We start from the raw sequence: 18,768 nt of genomic DNA, 5'->3' as shown, positions 1-18,768 counted from the left end.
GGATCTCAGCAAGGAAATAATGGAAACCAGCAAGAGAACAACGGAAGAGGATCTCAGCAAGGAAATAATGGACATCAGCAAGAAAACAACGGTAGGGGATATAAACAAGAAAATAATGAGAATCAGCAAGGAAATAAAGGTAATATAAACGAAAATAACGGGTCTGCAAATGAGGACGAAAACATTCCTGCCACATAACATCAAGGGAATGGAAAGAAGAATCTATAAAATATTGAAGATGGGGATTCGTTTCATTTCAAAGCTAAAAGGAATTTATTATTCTATATTCCTATTAAGCTATTTTCATATCCTATTAATATAGTTTGCGTTTGTACTTAGAATAAGACTAAAAGGAGTATGTAAAAGATATAATGGAGAAAAAAATTCAACAAGAGAAAGATAAATCAAAACCTGTTTTTTATGATCCTAAAGGAAGAAGAAAAATAGCTTTTAGTTGGTTTCTATGTATATCAATAGTTAGCATAAGTATTGTATTTTATTTTTTCTTTCAAAGTATTTTTTCAACACCAGAAATTCCAAATATGAATCCTACTGTAAAAGAAGATACTAAACTTGTACCTATTAATCAAAAACTCAGCGATCAGCAGTTAAAGAAAGAAGAATTCAAACCTAATACCGAAATGAAAAACGATGAAAGTTCGGTGAATTCAACGAACGATAGCAAACAACCTAAAGAAGTTTATGGTTTTTATGTAAACTGGGATGAAAATAGTACTGCTTCTTTAAAAGAAAATATCGATTCATTAACCATGTTAGTACCAGAATGGTATCACTTAAAAGCAGACTTAACAATTAGTAGTGAGATAAAACCTGAGATTGTAAAGTTAGCAGAAAAAAATCATGTGAAAATTATGCCTTTACTTACTAACTATACGCAAGAAGCTTCTGGTCCTGATAGTGAACTTATTCATAAGTTACTGAATTCTCCAGATCATGTAAAGACAAAGTTTATTAACGATTTAGTAAAGCAAGTTGAAAAAAATAGATTTTCAGGTATTAATATTGACTTTGAGGCAATAGCTGAAAGCGATAGAGAAAACTTAACAAATTTTATGAAAGACCTTACTACGGTCTTTCGTAAACATCATTTGCTCGTTACGCAAGATGTTCCTGCCAATGATAAAGCTTTTGATTATGGTGCTTTAGCCAAAGTAATAGATCGTATGATTGTAATGATGTATGATGAGCATTATGGAGCAGGGGTACCAGGACCAATTGCTTCAAATAAATGGTTTGAACATACGCTCAATGAACTAGATATTCCGTCTGAGAAACTTATAGTTGCTTTCGGTAACTATGGATATGATTGGGAAGTAAATAGCAATGAACCTGCGAAGTCCTTAACTTTCTCAGAAGTTATGACAATGGCTCATGATTCAAATATAAATATTCAATGGGATAAGATTAGTGGAAACCCTTATTTTAGATATAAAACAGGAGCGAAAGAACATACTGCTTGGTTCTTAGATGGTGTTACTCTTTATAATCAAGTGAAAATCGCAATGAACAACAATGCAAAGGGGCTTGCATTATGGAGACTAGGAGCAGAAGATCCTACTATATGGAAAGTTTTAAAAAATCCTATTGAGGTACAAAATAATCCTGATGCATTACATAAAATCGCTAGTTTAGATGAAGTAAATTATTCTGGACAAGGCGAAATTTTACAGATTGAGAATGAAAGACGAAATGGATTGAGAGATTATAAAGTAGGTAAAAATGGTTATCTTACAGATGAAGTATATCAATCACTACCATCGGTATACGAAGTGCAACGCTATGGAAAACCAAATGGAAAACAAGTAGTATTAACATTTGATGATGGACCAGATCCGGAATACACACCGGAAATTCTAGATATATTAAAAGAGAATAAAATAAAAGCAGCTTTTTTTGTACTTGGTGAAAACGCTCAACTAAATCCTAGTATTGTTAAAAGAATATACGATGAAGGGCATGAAATTGGCAATCATACCTTCAAGCATCCTAACGTAGCTAATACGTCTTTACTACGAACAAAAGTAGAGCTTAATACGACACAACGCTTGATTCAAGAAATAACTGGACATTCTACGGTTTTATTTAGGCCACCATATGAAGCAGATGCTAACCCGCATTCATCAAATGAAATATTGCCTATTTTGCGTGCACAAAATATGAACTATACAATGGTGGCAGAAAAAGTTGATCCTGAGGACTGGGCAATGCCATCAACCAATGAATTGGTAAAGCGTGCTCTTAATCCTATTTATAAGGGGGAGGGAAATGTTATTCTTCTCCATGATGCAGGAGGGAATCGTACCCATACGGTAGAGGCGCTGCCGATGATTATTAAAGACCTTAAAAAGCATGGATATAGTTTTGTAACAATTTCAGATTTAATGGATAAAGAACGAGATGAAGTTATGCCTCCCGTTTCTTCTGAGGATAAGCAATATTTACTTTACAATAAAGCTGTTTTTTCAGGAGCGGGATATTCTAAGCATATATTAACAACTATTTTTTATATTGCTATTGGATTAGGTATTTTCCGATTCCTATTTTTAATATATTTTGCATTCAAGCAGCAAAAGAAAATAAAATCTCGTCTATTTGTTAATTCATCTTATCAACCTTTTGTTAGTGTTGTGATAGCAGCATATAATGAAGAAAAGGTAATAGCCAAGACGATTCGCTCAATTTTGGATAGTAATTATAGAGAGTTTGAAGTTATTGTTGTGGATGACGGATCGAAAGATGGTACGTCAAAAGTAGTTCAAGAAACATTTCATAAACACCCTAAAGTTCGTTTAATTCAGAAAGAAAATGGTGGGAAATCATCCGCAATGAACTTAGGATTTCAAAAATCACGAGGAGAAATCATTGTTACTTTAGACGCGGATACTATTATTGCGCAAGATGCTATTTCTCTAATGATCAGACACTTTGAAGATCATAATGTAGCGGCAGTTTCAGGCAATGTCAAAGTGGGAAATAGACGGAATTTGTTAACTACTTGGCAACATGTTGAGTATATTACAGGATTTAATTTAGAACGCAGAGCTTTTGATGAGTTAAATTGTATTACAGTAGTTCCTGGAGCCATTGGAGCATGGCGTAAAAAGAATGTAGTTGAATCTGGATATTTAAGTGAAGATACATTGGCAGAAGATACGGATCTTACTATTACATTTTTACGTCAAGGACATAGAATTGTATATGAAGAAAAAGCGTATGCTTTTACGGAGTCACCTGAAGATGTGAAAAGTCTCATTAAACAGCGATATCGTTGGTCGTATGGTACACTCCAATGTCTTTGGAAACATCGAAAAGCATTGTTTAATTCAAAACATAAAACATTAGGGTTTATTGCGTTACCTAATATGTGGTTGTTCCAATATGTTCTGCAATTCATTGCTCCTTTAGCAGATATATTAATGATTATGGGACTATTTAGTAGCGATCCGCTAAAAGTTTTGGGATTTTATCTTGTATTCTTTTTAATGGATCTTCTCGCTTCTCTGTTTGCATTTAAATTAGAGAAAGAGAACCCTAAACCATTAGTATGGTTAATTTTACAGCGCTTTATTTATCGTCAATTTATGACTTATGTAGTAATTAAATCTGTATTCTCATCTATTCGAGGGGTAGCGGTAGGATGGAATAAACTAAAGAGAATGGGGAGTGTTAAGCATTCTCCAGAACATAAGGAGGCATCATAAGAGAGCAGATTATCTGCTCTCTTTGTCATTGATTTTAGTTAGTTGAATCTAGAGTAGATGTAACATAAAACCTTCTGCTCCCATAACGAAATTTCTATTCATTACTGATTATTGATAGTGAGACATTATGCTAAGGCTCCCCTTTAGTTTCGGACTAAAGGTTTTTTTATAGTTTTTTTTAAAATGACGGACACAAAATCGTGTATCCTTTCGAATTATATATATGGATATCATTAATGTTTATATAAAAGGGGAGAAAAAATATGAAAGAAACAAAAGAAATGTATGAAGAAATCTCTGAAGTATTAAAGGTATTGGCGCATCCTGTCCGTTTATCCTTAGTAAAAATAATGCTTGCAAAAGGCCCTACTAATGTAACGACAATGTATGGGGATTTACAAATGCCCCAAAGTACAATTAGTCAACATTTATCCAAATTAAAAGCTGCTAAAATGATTACAGGTACTCGGAAAGGATTAGAAATTTATTATGAAGTAACGGACAATCGTACAAAATCAATATTATCATGTTTAGTTTAAATGCTGACTTACTAGATTTCAAAGTAACAAATTATATAACTATCCATAGCACTAATTATGCAAATAGCACAGTCGTCCTGTTGAACAGTTTTTCTGTTTTTCTTAGCGTGAAGCTAGCAAAATTAAACTATTTCAAAATGAAAAAACGCTATTCTTTCCTATGATTCTACAGAAAGAATAGCGTTTTTTCATTTTAAGGAGTATCTTTTATATTAGCTTGATAGCGATATGGTATTATCCCTAAAATACAAAAATATTGATTTTGCTTTCATTCAAACTAATAATAAAATATAAACATCACTTTCCGTAATTCTTGATATTTATTTGATTATTACATATATTATAACATTTCTCCTTAGTTTGTTGGTAAAATGGCCTTCATGTTCACTAAGCTATCTATTCTGTATGTACAAAATTTATGAAACCTCAATTGGCAGCAATAAAATTCATCAAGTTGATGATAATGAGGAGTAACAAATGACCTGGCAAGTGGAACTCATATTTTTGGATAGAGGGCATTATATGTTTTGGATATATTAATAGTTAGGGAACACAAATAAGGGGTGGAGATATAGAAATGGAATTATTTGATTACTATAAGCGAAAAGGGAATTTTAAACTGTTAATTGGAACGGGTATTTTTATTCTTGCGTTATGCGCTGTATATGACGATTGGGGACGTGTTAATTGGGGACAGATTATCTTTATCGTTATCGCTTCTTCTATCTTTTTTGGAATTGGATTTTGGCAGTTAAGAAAAGGAAATTTGATACAAAAAAATACTGTGAAAAGTAATGCAACGTTTTGGGATGTTGATACTTTTGTCGTATTAGAATTACCTAAACGAAACAAGCAATTTGGTTTGTATCATCCTGATGGTGGATATATTGCAGGAACAAAGATGGTTTCATCTAACATTCTTTTTTCAGTGATACCTTTTTTACATAATAAAGATGTTTATGGATTAGAAACGAGTAGCGGGGAAATTCTAGCATATTTTCATACTGAAGTGGACGGATATGATTGGGTAATTTATGATTCGAATTATAACCAGATGGGTATGTTTAAAGAAAAAATGATACAAGGATTTACTATGATACGTGGTACTTTGATGACTGATAAATCTACAAAATTGTCAGATGTAGAAGTCGAGTTTGATTTTATTCAAAGCACTCTCCGTACAATAGATGGACGTACATTAGCAATCGGTAAGCAAGGATATATGCCTATAGAATGGAGTGAAAGGTTCATGGGTCTAAATGTACCTACTATTACATTAGGTTCTAATGCGTCTAATAATGAAAAAATTCTCGGTCTAGGGGTGCTCCTGTATAGCTTACGCACAATTGAGATTAGAAAAAGTAGAGCGAGCGTTTAATGAGGAAAATGTAGTATGTATATACGAAACCTTATAAAAACCTCATCTTTCTAATTATTTTTTGGGGTTGCTATCTTCTTAGTTTGATAGATGTGGGGGTACGTCCCATGTCCAGCAACTTAAGAAAACAAGTTACCCCAAAAAATGATAAAAATAAACCTTGGTGCTATAAAATTACAAAATATCCATTTGGGGGGTGCTTTAAAACTATAGCTTGATGGCATGTTACAGTACCCTATTATAAAATTTTAGAAGAATTCTTGACATAGAAGATTTAACAAAGTTCTTTTATTCATTTAATCTTTTTATCTGATGATCTTTTCCCCATTCAAATAGTTCATCCATAATTTGCATTAAAGATTTTCCATATTCGCTTATTGTGTACTCAACCTTTGGTGGTACTTCTTGATATACAGTACGATGGATAATTCCATCAGCTTCAAGTTGCCGAAGTTGTTGTGTAAGAACTTTTTGCGTAATGTTTGGGATTTCTCGTTTTATTTCATTCGTTCGCATTTTTCCATCCATCAAAACACATAATATATGAACTTTCCATTTTCCACCGATTACTTCGAGTGTCGTTGCGATTGGACAATCATCATTTTGATTCATATAACACCTCCAAAGGTACTTTAAGGTTCCTATAGCACTTGAAAGTACGTACTTTCCAATTATATGTGACTCATTCATACTAATACTAAAGGGTTTGAACTATTTATAAGGGGGAAGAAAATATATGAAAACACTTGTAATTGTAGCACATCCTGATATTGAAAAGTCTCGAATTAATAAAAGATGGGTAGAAGAACTTGAGAAATATTCGGATGAAATAACGGTACATGAACTGTATAAAGTGGCACCAAATTGGGAGTTTAATGTTGAAGAAGAACAAAAGTTGTTAGTAGAGCACGACCGATATATATTTCAATTTCCGCTCTACTGGTATAGCTCACCACCATTATTAAAAAAATGGTTCGATGATGTATTAACATATGGATTTGCTTACGGATCTAAAGGGGATAAAGTGAAGGGGAAAGAGTTTGGTGTAGCTATTTCTATAGGTGGATTAGAAAAAGACTATAAAAATAGCGGAATTACGATGGATGAGTTGACGAAACCATTTCACGCTACGTGCTTATATACAGGAATGGAATTTATACCATCATTTTATTTATATGGTGCGGAATATAAACTAAGTGATAAAGAGATTAATAAAAGTGCACCGGAGTATGTGCGATATGTGATGAATAAGGAGTATTCTAATATATAAGGGGAAATAGCCATTTACTTGTTAAGTAGATGGCTATTTTTTATTCGCTTTATATTAACTAAGTGTAATCTTTAGTGAATTAATAGTTAATATGGTAAAATAAAAAACCTAACATATATAAAGGGGAGTTTTACTTGAGAACGATGCAGCAATTATTACAAAAAAGATCCATGCAATCACCAAATTTAGAAGCGCTTGTTGGGGGGGAGAAAAGATATTCGTTTCAACAATATAATGAACGAGTAAATCAACTTGCGCATTACTTGTTACATAGCGGTGTGCAAAAAGGGGATCGCATAGGAGTTTTATGTAAAAACAATCACCCGCTTCCAACAATTATGATGGCAAGTTTAAAAATTGGAGCGGTATTTATTCCGCTTAATCATCAGCTTACTGCTTATGAATTAGAATCGATTGTAAAAGAAGCGAGATTAAAAGTATTAGTTATTGATGATGAATTTAGTGAAGTTGTATTAAAGGTTGATGCAGTTAAAGAAATTCCTAATGTAATTGAAACAACAAAAGAAGGTTTCGGTGCTTTTGAATTAAAACTACAAGAACAGCCAATAACAGAACCGAACGTGGCAGTTCATGAAGACGATGATGCTATTTTCTTATTTACTTCAGGAACGACTGGAAGTGCAAAAGCCTGCGTAATTGGTCATAAAAACTTACATCGCTATTTTACCGAGATTGCGGGGCAAAGAGAAATTCCAGCAGGTGAACGCTTTTTATCAGTGCACCCATTGTTTCATATGAGTGGCGTGCTTTCTATTTTAAATTGTATTTATCATGGCATTACGATGATCTTCTTAGCTGATTCGAATCCTACTCTTATTTGGGATAAGATTGAAGAAGAGAAAATTACTACGATGCTTGCGTTCCCAGCTGTTTATAGTTATATGCTTGATGAACTTAATAAAAAAGAGCGTAACATTTCGACTTTGAAAGTAGCACAAAGCGGTGGTACAAAAGTACCAGAAACGCTCATTCAAAAATATATGGAAAAAGGAATATATATGGTGCAAGGCTATGGTAGTACAGAAGGTTGGGTAGTAACCTCATGGCATCCAAATATGGGAAAAGAAAAAATGTCTTCTGTAGGGAAAACACTTAAACATGTAGAGTTAAAAATTGTTCATCCAGAAACGGGTGATGAACTAGCAACGAATGAAGTTGGAGAGATCCACGTAAGGAGCCCTTACATGTTTAAAGGATATTGGAACAACGAAAAGGCGACAGAGAAGGTAGTGAAAGATAATTGGTTTAACATGGGTGATGCCGGCATGATAGATGATGATGGATTCCTACATATTATGGGAAGATATAAAGATGTTATCGTGCACGGTGGTGACAATGTATATCCAGATCAAGTAGAAGATGTAATTCATGAAATAAATGGTGTTCTAGAAGTTGCAGTAGTTGGAGTCCCAAATGACTTTTGGGGGGAGATTCCAACAGCTTACACTGTAAAAGACATTAAAACATCTTTAACAGAAGAAGAAATTATTCAACATTGTAAAAGAAAACTAGCAAACTATAAAATACCAGAAGTTGTATTTATGGACGAATTACCGAAAAACGCTTTAGGGAAAGTGTTGAAGAGGGAATTAAGAGGAATTGTACTTGTAAAATAAAAAATGATTAAACGATGAGGAATCCAGTTATGTACAAAGCATAACTGGATTTTTGTTTATAAAGAACATAATAATTTACTAGATTTTGTATTTTGTGTAAGATAATAAAGAATATTCAATCAATAATTGAGGGAAGAGATATAAATGAAGCTGCCACTATTACAAGTAGAGACAGAGAGACTTATTATTCGTCCATTTCAAAAAGAGGATTATGAAAGTTGGTTAGATGGATTCAATAAGAGGTTACCATCTCAACATAAATATGATGATGGCTATCATGATATGTCGTCTTCAACGAAAGAATGGTTTACGGAATGGATAAGAGGTTTTGATGAAGCGGCACATCGAGATGAAATGTATGTATTAGGTATATTCCGAAAAGAAGATGGAGCGAATATTGGAAAGCTAGAGCTCATTAAAATTTTACGTATGGACTATCAATGGGCAATGATGGGGTACTCTATTCATAATCAATATTGGAAAAATGGATACGGAGTAGAAAGTGTAAAAGCTGCACTACCGTTATTTTTTAATAGTCTTCAATTTCATAGAGTCGAATTACATATAAATGTTGATAATGAGCCATCCGTTCGTCTTGCAGAAAGAGCAGGATTTTCCTTTGAATGTAAGAGAAAGGCTTTTTCTCTTGAAAATGGTAAGTGGGCAGATTTTCTTATTTATTATAAAAATAAGGAGATGGATATATGAGAGTCCTTATTACAGGTGGAAATCGTGGATTAGGGTTACAGTTAGTAAAAGTATTTCTGAAAAATGGTTGTTCCATCAAAAATGAAATTGAATTATATTATAAAATTTTTAAAGAAGATTAGAGGATAAGAAAATGAAAAACATAAACATATTTCATTACGATGCATTTACTAATAAACCAAATATGGGAAATCCCGCAGGTATTGTATTGGAAGCGGATGGGTTAACTGAAGAGGAAATGCAGCGTATTGCTGAAAAAGTTGGATTTAACGAAACATCGTTTGTTCTTTCCTCAGAAGAAGCAGATATAAAGATTCGCTATTTTACCCCTGGTCATGAAATGGATTTATGTGGACATGGGACAGTGGGGACTATATATGCCTTGCATGAAAGAGGTTTATTAGAAGAGAAAACAAATCTTACGATTGAAACAAGAGCTGGAATTTTACCAATACATATAGGTGTGAATGGAAATGGAGAAACTATTATTAAAATGAGGCAGGCAACACCTCAGTTTCAGAACTTTACAGGTTCAAAAGAAGAATTAGCTCATTGTATTGGTTTGAAAGTTCATGATTTAGATGCAAGGTTACCAATTATTTATGGAAGTACAGGTAATTGGACTTTAATTGTACCTATTAAAAATCTTGATTCATGTGAGAGGATGAAACCTAATAATGATGAATTTCCATCGGTATTAAAAGAAATACCAAATGTCTCTATTCATCCACTTTGCATAGAAACATATGATGCAGAAGCAAAAATGCACGGTCGTCATTTTTCATCACCTTATTCTGGAACGATTGAAGATCCAGTGACAGGAACGGCTTCAGGTGTAATGGGAGCGTATTATGCGACGTATTTGGAGAAAGATTTTGACCATGAATTGGAGTTAATCGTTGAGCAAGGACAGGAAATAAATAAAGATGGTCGTGTAACGGTTTATGTAACGAAAGATGTAGAAAATGAGAAGTTACAAATAGATATTGCTGGAACTGCTGTGTATGTGAAGGAGTTTGAAGTTTCAATTTAAAAGAGAAAAGCCGGTCGTATAGCCGGCTTCCTTATCTGTTCAACACTTCAATATACGAAGCGTCTCCAGTTGTTCTTATAGTAGAGCGGAAATTGTTATTTTCTAATGTTTCAGCGACTTGTTTTAATTGCTGTGCATCATCATGGTGAATGAGTAAACTATCTGCACCACTTTCTTCTATATGAATATGTTCGACATTTCCAATGGCTTCATGTATAGCTTTTAAAAATTCTGGTTTCATAATGTCCTCCTATATGTATGTAACGTTGTTATTTAGTATTTCCTTATTTATGAAATATAAAAGTAAATGAAAGGAGAAATGAAAATGAATATAACGCAGTTTAATGAACATATTACATCCCTTTTTCAAGAACACCTTAATAAATACGGTGATGATGAGTATGGTTTTACTCACATAAGTAAAGCGGAATTTCACAAAATAGGTTACACAACAAATTTGACGCTAGAAACAATTGAAGAAGCATACAGAAATGGTGTCGATATGATACTTACACATCATGCATCGTGGAGCTTTTTATTCGGTATGGAAGAGGCTTGTATTGAGAAACTAAAACAATATGAAATGAATCATTTTTGGATTCATTTGCCGTTAGATTTCGTAAAGTTTGGCACGTGTACGTCGTTGTTTAAAGAAATTGGGATAGATACAATACTGGAATATTCCACGTATGAGGAGGAAGAGCTACCGGGAATAGGAGAATATGAAGAAGCGATTCTATTTTCAAACTTAGTTGAAAAACTTGAAGAGAGAATGGAAGAGAGTGTGAAGAGTTGGGAAAATCACGATAGACCAGTGAAACGAATTGCGATTTTAACGGGTGCAGGGAACAATACAAATCTTATTGAGCGTGCACTAGCAAAAGGTTGTGATACGTACATAACAGGAGAAAAAACATTATATACAGTGCAACATGCGAAATTTAAGGGGATTAATTTAATTGTAGGTAGTCATACGTTTACAGAAGTATTTGGTGTAGAAAGTTTAGCTCGTAAATTAAAAGGAAGAGATTCTACAATTGAAATTACTAGATTAAATGAAGAGCATTTGGAGTAAAGAAATAGCATCGCATTATCATAAATGGAATGAATTATGTGATGAAATATTGAAAGAGGCAGTCTTAATAAAATAAAAATCAATCTTTGTTATATTAAGATTTTAGGAGGTTTTTCTTTAAATTTGTCAAATAATAGTAGGGGTGTCTTTTGAATTGAGGGAATCTTCGGAATTAAGGGTGGGAGAAATGGACATTTCAATAATCGCTGAACAACTAGTTAATGAGAAGATTATTTCATATTATCCGAAAAGTATTAAAGTGTTGAACGGGGGAACGACAAGTACTGTATATTTGTTGGACGAAAAATACGTTGTAAAGTTGAATAAATCGGAAGTGGTACGTGAAGAAGCTGATTTTCTTTCTTTTTATGATGGAAATACTTTATTTTCAACACTTTTGTTTAAGGATCCTTTAAACAGATATATTGTGTATTCCTTTCTTGTAGGGACTACTTCGTGCGAACTTGGGTATAAGAGGAGCACACTTTGTACACTTGTAAAAGAAGTAATTAATACGTATGAAATAGTTCCAGAGGTAGATGGATGGGGATGGAAAGATAGTCCGGTTCAATCTTGGACAGAATTTTTATTAACAAATGTAATGGAAGTTCGTGAAAAATTGAGGCAGTACATAAGTGATGAAGAAAATCAGCTTGTTCTTACACTTGTAAATAGTCCAAAAAGAAGTACTGGAATGGATAGGCCGTTTTTAGTACATGGTGATCTTGGATTCCATAACTTTATATTTCGGGATAATAAGTTATATGGTGTGATAGATCCTTTACCAGTCTTAGGAGATCCTATATACGATTTAATTTACGCGTTCTGTTCAACTCCGGAAGATTTAACAAAAGAAGCGATTGGTTATGCGATAAAACCATGTATATTTCATAAAAAAGAACGAGATTTATATGAGGAAATAGTCATAGGCTTATATTTACGTATAGATACGTGTATAAGACACCACCCAAAAGATTTAGAAGATTACTTAGTAGCTTGGCGTTATTGGATGAATGAGATTTAGCTTATCAATTGAAAATAAAAAAGCAAAAAACTATCAACAAATATCGGCTTAGTAAAAATATAGAGATAGGAGAATAACTATGAAAAATTTTGTTTGTACAACGTGTGGCGTTCAGTATGCAGCGAGTGTGGAAGAACCAGTAAGTTGTCTTATTTGTGATGAGGAGAGACAATATATTAATCCGAAAGGGCAGTCTTGGACGACTTTAGAAAACTTGCAAACTAGTGATACATATAAAAATGAAATCATCGAGGAAGAAAATGGACTTTATAGTATTACGACAAAACCAGAATTTGCGATCGGTCAAACGGGATATGTAGTAAAAACGGAATCGTATCGTTTACTGTGGGATTGTATTACTTATTTAGATGAAACGACAGTTGAAAAGATAAAAGAGTGGGGCGGATTAGATGCGATTGCACTATCTCATCCGCATTATTATTCAACTCAAGTAGAATGGGCAGAAACATTTGATGTACCAATTTATATACATGAAGACGATAAAGAGTGGGTTATGCGCCCGAGTAGTCGTATTATTTATTGGTCTGGCGAGTCTTTACAATTAGCGGATGGGATTACTGTGCATCGTCTCGGAGGACATTTTAGTGGTGGTTCTGTATTACATTGGGAAGAAGGAAATGATGGGAAAGGTATTATATTAACAGGTGATATCATTCAAGTTGTAGCGGATCAGCAGTGGGTAAGCTTTATGTATAGCTATCCAAACTTAATTCCATTACCAGCGAGAAAAGTTGAGGAAATGGCGAATCGAGTGAAATCGTTACAATTTAATCGTCTATATAATGCTTTTCACCGAGTAGTAAAAGAAAATGCAAATGAGGCAGTTGAACGTTCTGCGGAAAGATATATTAAAGCGATAGAAGGAAAGCTATTTCATACGTAAAGGAGTGCTAGATTAATGAAAACGTTAGTATGTTTTGGTGATAGTATTACAGCTGATGAAACATTTTTTGATGGAACGCCGAGATTAACACCACGTTTGCAAGAGAGGTTTCCGCATTTGAAGGTGCTTAATGCAGGTGTTTCAGGTGATAATACGTTCGATGCGTTAAATAGGATTGAAGAGGATGTATTATCGCATAAACCAGACTTTGTTACAGTTTTTCTTGGTACGAATGATGCAGTTTCTTTTGCTCAAGTGCCATTACAAGCATATAAAGAAAACTTAGAGAAGATTGTAAGCGCGATTTCACCAGAAAAAGTATTACTTATTAGTCCTGCGCCAGTTGATGAAGCAAGGCAACATTATAGAACGAATGAAGTACTCGGCCAATATGCAGACGTGGTTGAGGAAGTGGCGAAAGAAACAGGAGGTCATTTTTTAAATTTGTATGCTGAAATGATTCAAGAACAGCATTATAAAAGATTTGTAGAAGATGATGAAAAAGACGGTTTACACTTTGGACCACAAGGTTATGAATATTTAGCGAAGTTAATTTGTAAAAAGTTAAAAGGGATTCTGTAAGAAGCAAAGCGTGGGCGCTTTGCTTTTTTTGTATTTCTTATAATGAATTTTACCAATGTATGCGACTTGTAAAGTAGCAGTACTAGCATTGTAGCACTGCAAAAATGCAAACAACTTAATATATTTTAATTAATCAAGGAAGTAGACAATTCCTGTACCAAATGTTTAGTACCTATAGCACTTTAAGTACATACATTTTTAAAGTGCTAAATATAATTCATAATAGCACCGGTAAGAAGAAAACAATATAGAGTTTGATAATCCCAAAAAATGTCAACGAGGTATAAAACGATTAGGGAGGTTAAAGATATGAGTACTTCAAATATGAGTGAAATAAGTAAACAAATTTTAATAGAGGAGGAAACACTTCAATTTTCCTCTTTTACAAATGAAGATGCCTTGCAATTAGGTTTATTTATCGTTGAAACAGCAAAGCGAGAGGGAAAATTGATTGCTGTTGATATAACCAAAAATGGTGTGCAATTATTTCATTTCAAGATGACAGGGACAACTGAGGAAAATACTAAATGGATTGAGCGTAAAAAACGGGTCGTTTCTTTGCATAATCATAGCTCGTATTATATGCAGATAGAAAGTGAAATAAATGGAATTCCATATCATGAAAAATACCGTTTAGATGGCTCGGAATATGCTGCGTTTGGTGGATGCTTTCCTATCCAAATAAAAAACGTAGGGGTTATTGGAATGGTAACAGTCTCAGGATTGCCACCAGAAGAAGATCATGAATTGGTTATAAGAGCAGTTAAAAATCATTTAAATCAATAATAGAAGTAATTTTAATGGTTAAATAAAAAGGCAAAAATGAGCATATTCCTGTTCGTTTTTGCCTTTTTATTATTCGTTTTCTGTAATGAGCACGGATGTATTCCTATTCTTTTCGAGATGACATTCCTAAAAAAGTACAAAGAGAATCTAGTATGGACTCTAGAGGCCAACCGTAATCAGTTAAAGAATATTCTATTTTCGGTGATACGCTATTCTTTGGATTACACCGTCTTCTTCTAATACATAGACAAACACTGAAAGATATTACGGAATAAAAAATCTTTAATTCAAGATGTTTTTCTTGACGATAATAATATATGTAGTTAATATGCTAGATATAACATAATTTAATTACTTTTAGTAATTAAATTATGTTATATAAGTGCAGATGGATAAGTAGGATGTGGTAGAAATGCTTTGAATTGCCACTATTAATATTGGGGACAATTAGAAAGCGACAAATATAAAAAATTAGAAGTTAATAACTCTTTGCTTTTTTATAAAACCGTGCATTTAGAAGTTAAGAAGCAAGAATGAATCGACAATAGTATTAGCTTCTGTACAATTCATTTTTACTATATTGACAAGGATTAAACACCAAGAGGGGGACTGAAAGTGGAATCAATGACCTTTGTTTTATTTGGAGCGACAGGGGATTTAGCGAAACGAAAAATTTACCCCGCACTATATAACTTATATAGAGATCAAAAGCTTCCAAAGCAAATATCCGTTATCGGGCTTGGAAGACGTGAAGTATCTCATATAGATTTTCAAAAAAGAATAAAAGAATCAATAGAGACGTTTTCTCGTCATAGGGAAGAAGGTACTCCAGAACTAGAAGGTTTTTTAGATAATTTTCGCTATTGTCCATTAGATGTGAGTAAGCCAGAAGACTATGAGAGGTTATTACAAGTCGTTCGTGAAAGGGAAGAAGAACTACATATAAAAGGTAATAGAATGTTCTATCTTTCAGTTGCTCCTGACTTTTTCGAAACAATTGCTTTAAATATTAAGGAAAGCGGACTGGATAGAACGGATGGATGGAAACGCCTGATGATTGAGAAACCGTTCGGGCACGATCTCAAATCTGCTCGTGAGCTGAATGATAAGCTAAGTCGAACGTTTGAAGAAGACGAGATATACCGTATTGATCATTATTTAGGTAAACCGATGATCCAAAACATTGAAGCACTAGAATTTGCAAATCCTGTTCTCCAATCAATTTGGAATAAAGAACATATAGCGAATGTACAAATAACAGCTAGTGAAACGGTTGGGGTTGAAGAAAGGGCAGGATATTATGATCAGGCGGGAGCCATTCGTGATATGGTTCAAAATCATATGTTACAAATATTAATGATGACTGCTATGAATCTGCCGGAAAAAATTAACGCATCTGAAATTCGAGAGGAAAAACGAAAGGTAATGGAGACGCTTCGCAAAGTGAAAAAAGAAGACGTTCAGAACCATATCGTTCGCGGTCAATACTCTTCAGGAGAGATAAAAGGCCAACAAGTTGTAGCATATAAAGAGGAGCCAGGAGTAAATCCTTCTTCTAACATAGACACATTTGTTGCTGCACGCTTATGGATCGATAATCCGTTTTGGACTGGCGTTCCCTTTTATATACGAACAGGCAAAAGAATGAAAGAAAAGTCTACTCGTATTGTAATCGAATTTAAAAATACGTTAAAACAGCAATATCAAGATAATAATCCAAATGCAGAGCCTAACTTATTAATAATTGAAATTAGCCCAGGTGAGAATGTTTCATTACAGTTAAATAGTAAAAACCCATTGAAAAATGGAGAGATTGAACCGATCCGTATTAACTTTACTTGCGAGCAAGCGGATGTGGGAGTACCTGAAGCATATGAAAGACTCATCCATGATGCTGTGAGTGGAGACTCTACATTCTTTGCACATTGGAGAGAAGTAGAATTGTCATGGGAGTGGGTGCAGCCAATTCTTGAAGCGTTCGAGGAAAATTTATTGCCACTTCATGAATACGAGTCTGGTTCATATGGCCCAGATGCGGCTAATGCTCTATTGCAAGAAAGTGAATTTAAATGGTGGTTAGATCAGGAAATGAAAAAATAAGTACATTCATAAATGAAGGTTTTTAATATGTTGTCTTATTTGTCAAGTTATATGACAAAAAGGTAGTCATGATTTTATTGATATGTATTTATGATAAAAGGGAATTTAAGGAGGAATTATATTATGCAAGTAGGGTTAATTGGTTTAGGTAAAATGGGATTGAATTTAGGGGAAAATTTAATTGATCATAAACATCAAGTAGCAGCATTCGATTTAAATACGAGTGCAGTGGAAGAAATGAAAGAGTATGGGGCTACAGGTGTATCTAGTTTAAATGAACTTGTTCAGTCATTAGAATCACCAAGAATTCTTTGGGTTATGGTTCCGCACGCTGTTGTTGATTCTGTTATTAGTGAGGTTACACCGCTGTTATCAAAAGGAGATATTTTAATTGAAGCTGGTAATTCACATTATAAAGAGTCTATCCGCCGATATGAGCAACTAAAGAAAGATGGTATTCACTTTATGGATGCAGGAACTTCTGGCGGAATGGAAGGCGCACGTAATGGTGCTTGTTACATGATCGGAGGAGATCAAGAAGCTTGGGAAATCGTTGAACCTATCTTCCGTGATACAGCTGTAGAAAATGGATACTTATATGCTGGAAAAGCTGGTAGTGGTCACTTCTTAAAAATGGTTCATAACGGAATTGAATACGGTATGATGGCCGCTATTGGTGAAGGATTTGAGATTTTAGAGAAAAGTGAATTTGATTACGACTATGAAAAAGTATCAAGAGTATGGAACAACGGTTCAGTAATCCGCTCTTGGTTAATGGAATTAACTGAAAATGCATTTTCTAAAGATGCAAAACTGGATGACATTAAGGGCGTTATGCATTCTTCTGGTGAAGGAAAATGGACAGTAGAAACAGCATTAGATCTTCAAACAGCGACTCCTGTTATCGCAATGTCTCTATTAATGCGTTATCGCTCATTAGACAATGATACATTTACAGGAAAAGTTGTAGCAGCTCTGCGCAATGAATTTGGCGGACATGCAGTAGAAAAGAAATAAACATCTTAAAATTATAACTCATTAACGTTTAAAAACTGGAGGGAATTGATCATGAAATTTTTTATTGATACTGCAAATCTTGAGGACATAAAAAAAGCATATAAACTTGGAGTTTTAGCTGGTGTTACAACGAATCCTTCTTTAGTAGCAAAAGAGGGCGTTAAGTTTGAAGACCGTATTGCAGAAATTTGCCAGGCAGTACCTAAAGTTGAATCTGTTTCGGCAGAAGTAACGCCAGATGCTGTTACAGCTGAAGAAATGATCGCTCAAGCAGAAGAATTAATTAAAATTAATGGTGGCGATAAAAACGTCACGATAAAACTTCCGATGACGTTAGCAGGATTAGAAGCTTGTCGTTATCTTACTGAAAAAGGTGTGAAAACGAACGTTACACTTATTTTCACTGTGAACCAAGCTCTTTTAGCGGCCCGAGCAGGTGCAACGTATGTTTCTCCATTTTTAGGTCGCTTAGATGATATTTCTGAAGATGGCGTATTATTAGTTGCTAAAATTGCTGAATTATTCGATGTTCATCAATTAGATACACAAATTATTGCGGCTTCTGTCAGACACCCAGATCATGTAACTCGTGTAGCAATGGCAGGTGCTCACATTGCAACGATTCCTTATAAAGTCATTGAACAACTTGCTATGCATCCATTAACGGATCAAGGTATTGAAAAGTTTGCTGCGGATTGGGCAAAAGCGCCTAAGTTATAATGAAATGAAGCTTTCACTAATTGCTTTTTCAAGAGAGAACCGCTCCCTATGTAACTTTGTTGTTTTCGGATTTGAAGTCTTATTACATGAAAACAGCAAAATAAAAGGAGTCATTCATTTTCCAAAAGTATTAGTTTCGTTTTTCAAAATAGCACTATAGTTATGAAAAGGACCCCCTTATGAGAGAGAAGTTTGTTAAAAACTCACATAAGGGAGAGTCTTTTTTCGTATAAATCATGGTGCTCTCAAGTATGTATATTTAAATATCCTTCC

17 protein-coding genes and 3 pseudogenes are annotated in these 18,768 nt (G+C 34.0%); 17 read left to right on the top strand and 3 right to left on the bottom strand.

Translation table 11 applies throughout. The features are described 5' to 3' along the window. The 4 genes and pseudogenes from VK90_RS12745 to VK90_RS29850 form a co-directional block, all read left to right on the top strand. Positions 1-198: pseudogene (locus VK90_RS12745) on the top strand (hypothetical protein); the annotation flags it as partial. Positions 199-371: 173 nt separating this feature from the next. Further along, a complete protein-coding gene (locus tag VK90_RS12740) occupies positions 372-3,722 on the top strand; it encodes a glycosyltransferase (protein ID WP_048373209.1) in 3,351 nt (1,116 codons plus the stop codon). Between the two features lie 263 nt (positions 3,723-3,985). Further along, entirely contained in the window at positions 3,986-4,261 is a 276-nt protein-coding gene (locus tag VK90_RS12735) for an ArsR/SmtB family transcription factor (protein ID WP_048373208.1), read from the top strand. A 577-nt stretch (positions 4,262-4,838) separates the two neighbouring features. Next, positions 4,839-5,639, top strand: a complete 801-nt coding sequence (locus tag VK90_RS29850; protein WP_048373206.1) for a hypothetical protein — start codon at positions 4,839-4,841, stop codon at positions 5,637-5,639. A 288-nt stretch (positions 5,640-5,927) separates the two neighbouring features. Here the strand turns inward: VK90_RS29850 and VK90_RS12725 are convergent, their stop codons facing one another. Beyond that, a complete protein-coding gene (locus VK90_RS12725; protein ID WP_048373205.1) occupies positions 5,928-6,251 on the bottom strand; it encodes a winged helix-turn-helix transcriptional regulator in 324 nt (107 codons plus the stop codon). A gap of 124 nt (positions 6,252-6,375) precedes the next feature. Here VK90_RS12725 and VK90_RS12720 point away from each other — a divergent pair, with 124 nt between their 5' ends. The 5 genes and pseudogenes from VK90_RS12720 to VK90_RS12705 all read left to right on the top strand — a co-directional run bounded on the left by VK90_RS12720 (position 6,376) and on the right by VK90_RS12705 (position 10,287). Further along, positions 6,376-6,909, top strand: coding sequence for an NAD(P)H-dependent oxidoreductase (locus VK90_RS12720; protein ID WP_048373203.1), 534 nt, complete (start codon positions 6,376-6,378; stop codon positions 6,907-6,909). 134 nt (positions 6,910-7,043) lie between these two features. Beyond that, positions 7,044-8,546 carry a class I adenylate-forming enzyme family protein gene (locus VK90_RS12715; RefSeq protein ID WP_048373201.1) on the top strand — a complete coding sequence of 501 codons (1,503 nt, stop codon included), beginning with the start codon at positions 7,044-7,046 and terminating at the stop codon, positions 8,544-8,546. A 144-nt stretch (positions 8,547-8,690) separates the two neighbouring features. Then, positions 8,691-9,254: a GNAT family N-acetyltransferase gene (locus tag VK90_RS12710; protein WP_048373200.1), complete on the top strand. Its 564-nt coding sequence runs from the start codon at positions 8,691-8,693 to the stop codon at positions 9,252-9,254. Beyond that, a pseudogene (locus tag VK90_RS29845) lies at positions 9,251-9,322 on the top strand (SDR family NAD(P)-dependent oxidoreductase); the annotation flags it as partial. The gene VK90_RS12710 and the pseudogene VK90_RS29845, both read left to right, overlap by 4 nt. Positions 9,323-9,387: 65 nt before the next feature. Next, positions 9,388-10,287, top strand: a complete 900-nt coding sequence (locus VK90_RS12705; protein WP_048373199.1) for a PhzF family phenazine biosynthesis isomerase — start codon at positions 9,388-9,390, stop codon at positions 10,285-10,287. Positions 10,288-10,318: 31 nt separating this feature from the next. Here the strand turns inward: VK90_RS12705 and VK90_RS12700 are convergent, their stop codons facing one another. After that, positions 10,319-10,528 carry a hypothetical protein gene (locus tag VK90_RS12700; protein ID WP_025149224.1) on the bottom strand — a complete coding sequence of 70 codons (210 nt, stop codon included), beginning with the start codon at positions 10,526-10,528 and terminating at the stop codon, positions 10,319-10,321. An 84-nt stretch (positions 10,529-10,612) separates the two neighbouring features. Between VK90_RS12700 and VK90_RS12695 the strand changes: the two genes are divergently transcribed. The 5 genes from VK90_RS12695 to VK90_RS12675 all read left to right on the top strand — a co-directional run bounded on the left by VK90_RS12695 (position 10,613) and on the right by VK90_RS12675 (position 14,658). Next, positions 10,613-11,362, top strand: a complete 750-nt coding sequence (locus VK90_RS12695; protein WP_048373198.1) for a Nif3-like dinuclear metal center hexameric protein — start codon at positions 10,613-10,615, stop codon at positions 11,360-11,362. A 187-nt stretch (positions 11,363-11,549) separates the two neighbouring features. Next, complete coding sequence (locus VK90_RS12690; protein WP_048373197.1) at positions 11,550-12,386, top strand: phosphotransferase; 837 nt, start codon at positions 11,550-11,552, stop codon at positions 12,384-12,386. Between the two features lie 79 nt (positions 12,387-12,465). Continuing rightward, positions 12,466-13,290: an MBL fold metallo-hydrolase gene (locus VK90_RS12685; RefSeq protein ID WP_048373196.1), complete on the top strand. Its 825-nt coding sequence runs from the start codon at positions 12,466-12,468 to the stop codon at positions 13,288-13,290. Positions 13,291-13,305: 15 nt separating this feature from the next. Continuing rightward, complete coding sequence (locus VK90_RS12680; RefSeq protein ID WP_048373195.1) at positions 13,306-13,872, top strand: SGNH/GDSL hydrolase family protein; 567 nt, start codon at positions 13,306-13,308, stop codon at positions 13,870-13,872. 309 nt (positions 13,873-14,181) lie between these two features. After that, on the top strand, positions 14,182-14,658 hold the full coding sequence (locus VK90_RS12675) for a heme-degrading domain-containing protein (RefSeq protein WP_048373194.1): 477 nt from the start codon (positions 14,182-14,184) through the stop codon (positions 14,656-14,658). A 69-nt stretch (positions 14,659-14,727) separates the two neighbouring features. Here the strand turns inward: VK90_RS12675 and VK90_RS31415 are convergent. Next, positions 14,728-14,872: pseudogene (locus tag VK90_RS31415) on the bottom strand (winged helix-turn-helix transcriptional regulator); the annotation flags it as partial. A 401-nt stretch (positions 14,873-15,273) separates the two neighbouring features. Between VK90_RS31415 and zwf the strand changes: the two are divergent. The 3 genes from zwf (at position 15,274) to fsa (ending at position 18,495) form a co-directional block, all read left to right on the top strand. After that, positions 15,274-16,758, top strand: coding sequence for a glucose-6-phosphate dehydrogenase (zwf, locus tag VK90_RS12670; protein WP_048373192.1), 1,485 nt, complete (start codon positions 15,274-15,276; stop codon positions 16,756-16,758). A gap of 123 nt (positions 16,759-16,881) precedes the next feature. Further along, a complete protein-coding gene (gene gnd, locus VK90_RS12665; protein ID WP_048373191.1) occupies positions 16,882-17,775 on the top strand; it encodes a phosphogluconate dehydrogenase (NAD(+)-dependent, decarboxylating) in 894 nt (297 codons plus the stop codon). 51 nt (positions 17,776-17,826) lie between these two features. Continuing rightward, positions 17,827-18,495 (top strand): fructose-6-phosphate aldolase, encoded by a 669-nt coding sequence (gene fsa, locus VK90_RS12660; protein WP_000667692.1) that lies wholly within the window; start codon positions 17,827-17,829, stop codon positions 18,493-18,495. The last annotated feature ends 273 nt before the right edge of the window (positions 18,496-18,768 follow it).

The sequence above is a fragment of the Bacillus sp. LK2 genome, from assembly GCF_001043575.1.
Classification (GTDB): domain Bacteria; phylum Bacillota; class Bacilli; order Bacillales; family Bacillaceae_G; genus Bacillus_A; species Bacillus_A paramycoides.
Note: the sequence above shows the minus strand (reverse complement) of the source record. Positions and strands in the feature narration are given on the sequence as shown.